We start from the raw sequence: 3,024 nt of genomic DNA on the forward strand, positions 1-3,024 counted from the left end.
ATGATTAGTGCTTTAGGATTAATGACATCATTAGGTATGATTGTTTATCTTAAGAAAAAGGAATCTTATAAATAAAATATGATAAGCTTACTAATTTATTTTAGTAAGCTTACTTTTAAAGATATATAAGTGATTAAAGGGATATATATATTTATTTATAGTAACAATATCGAAGGGAAAATGTTTATGAATAATAAAATTATAAAGAAGGTATTGGCAGCAGTGATGTTAACAACTACCCTTGCTTCCAATATACCACTAACTAATGCTAATGCATTAAATAATAAAAGTGCTGAAGATCCAGTTTTAGTACCAGCACCTCAAAAGATAACGTATCAAGATAATATACTTTCAATAACTAATACAGTTAATATCAAAGGTCAGGAAACTGCAGATTCAGATGCAATAAGAGAATTAACAGAATATTTAGAAAGTAATGCAATTGCAGTAAATGAAAATTATCAGGAAGATTCTACTACATTTATAATTGGAGAAGAAGATGATGATGTAGATGGAATGAATACTGCTAGAGATAGTTTTGGACTAACGGATGCAGCTTTGTTAGATGATGAAGGATATGTTTTGGGAGTAGATAGTTCAAATAATGGTACGATACTAATTGAAGGTAAAGATGGTGATGGAACTTTTTATGGTGTTCAAACGCTAACACAATTAGTATCTAATGAAGACGGAACATTAAAAGTAAAAGAAGTAAAAATTGAGGATGAACCATCAATGGTTACCCGCGGAACTATTGAAGGATTTTATGGTACACCATGGACTCATCAAGATAGATTAGATCAAATAGAATTTTATGGTAAATCAAAATTAAATACATATATTTATGCACCAAAGGATGATGTTTATCATCGTACAAAATGGAGAGAACCATATCCAGATGATGAAATGGAGAAAATGAATGAATTAATTAAAACTGCTAAAGAAAATAAAGTTGATTTTGTTTTTTCACTTTCACCTGGAAATGATATTCAATTTACTGGCACAAATGCTGAAAGTGATTATCAGGCTTTAGTGACTAAATGTGAATTAATGTATGAAATGGGTGTCAGAAGTTTTGCAATCTTCTTCGATGATATTTCAAATAAACAAGGAACGGAACAAGCTGCTTTTTTGAATCGTTTTAACGAAGAATTTATTTTAGCTAAAGGTGATGTTACACCTTTAATTACAGTTCCAACTGAATATGATACAAATGCAATGAGTGATGGAACTAGCTTAAAGACATATACTAAGAATTTTAGTGAAACATTAAATTCTGGTATTAGAGTATTATGGACAGGAACTGCAGTAGTGCCTGAAGGTATTGATGTAAGTAATGCCCAGTATGTAAAAAGTATTTATGGTAATAATGTTGGTATTTGGTGGAATTATCCAGTAACTGACTATATTACTGATAAATTAGGTTTAGGTCCAATTTATGGATTAGATAAGGGGTTATCTAATGAAATAGATTTTTTAGTTATGAACCCAATGGAACATGCTGAATTATCAAAAATTTCATTATTAACTGGTGCTGATTATTCATGGAATAGTGCAGCATATGATTATAATAAATCATTTGAAAATAGTATTATTAATTTATATGGAGATTTAGCACCATATATGTATACTTTTGCTAATCACTCTTCTAGATTGGTTGCAGGCTGGGCTTCTACAGGTAGAGCAGATGCTCCAGAAGTAAGAGAATTGATGGATCAATTTATTAAGAAGAATGCTAAAGGTGAAGATATAACAGCTGAGGTCGAAGCTTTAACAGCAGAATTTGATAATATGATCTTGGCTGCAGATAAATTACAAGAAGCTTTAACAAGTGAACAATTAAGCCATTGCAATTCTAATTTGAATAAATTAAGAAGTTTAGGAGAAGCAGATAAAATAGCATTAGAATTATTTATTGCAATTGGTGAAGGAAATGATGAACAAGCAAATAGTTTAAAGAGTACATTACAAAATAGACTATCTTCATTAACTAGTGGTAAAAAAGTTTCTGAATTAACAGCATTACAATTTATTAATGATGCAGTTGATTATAATCCAAATGCTGTTGCAGGATTTGAAGTTTCTAAAACATTTGTTGTTCCAAATGAGGAAATTCAATTAACTAATACTAGTTCAGTTTCAGCGACTGATTTAGAATGGACTTTTGAAGGCGCAAATATTGAATCTAGTACAGAAGAAAATCCAGTAATAAGCTATGCTAAAGAAGGTGTTTATACAATTTCTTTAAAAGCAAAAAATAAATTAGGTGAAGATGAAATTATTAAGGAAGGTATTATTACTGTTTCTAATGAAGCGGATAATGAAATAGTAAATCTTTCAGTTGGTAAGTCTGCTTCAGCAACAAGTTATACAGGATCTTCCGAATCACCAGATAAAGCTATTGATGGAATTTCATCAACTAAATGGTGTGCAACAGGATGGAATCGTCCTCATACTTTAACTATTGACCTTGGAAAAGAAGTAACTGTAAGCAGTGTGGTTATTTCACATGCTGAAATAGGTGGCGAAGGTTCCGGCTTAAATACTCGTGACTATCGAATTCAAGTAAGTAGCGATGGAACAAATTATACTGAAGTCGTTAATGTAGAAGGAAATACAGCTGGATTAACAACTGATACTTTCCAGGTAAGTTTAGCACGATACGTTAAATTAATTGTCGATACACCAACACAAGGTGGTGATTCAGCAGCAAGAATTTATGAAGTTGAAGTAATGGGATTGGATAAAGCTATTACTATTCCACCAGTTTATGTTCCAGTTACTGATAAAACAGCATTACAAATTGCCGTTGATACAGCTAATACTTTAAAAGAACAAGGAGCATTAGATAATGTCGTACCAGCTGTTGTTGTTGAATTTGAAGCAGCACTAGCTGAAGCTGAAGATGTTTTAGCTAATGATAAAGTAAATCAAACTACAATTGATAGTACTTTCTATCGTCTAGCAAATGCAATTCATATGTTAGACTTTGTAAAAGGTGATAAGAGTGCTTTAGAAGCCTTA

Annotated in this window: 1 protein-coding gene; it reads left to right on the top strand. The window is 31.2% G+C overall.

What is annotated here, in order from left to right; genetic code table 11:
* Nucleotides 1-186 precede the first annotated feature (186 nt).
* Nucleotides 187-3,024 (top strand): beta-N-acetylglucosaminidase domain-containing protein (locus BR82_RS16130; RefSeq protein ID WP_051592860.1); only part of this gene is annotated, 2,838 nt, incomplete at its 3' end.

Origin of the sequence: Thomasclavelia saccharogumia DSM 17460 (genome assembly GCF_000686665.1) — a bacterium.
Classification (GTDB): Bacteria; Bacillota_I; Bacilli_A; order Erysipelotrichales; family Coprobacillaceae; genus Thomasclavelia; species Thomasclavelia saccharogumia.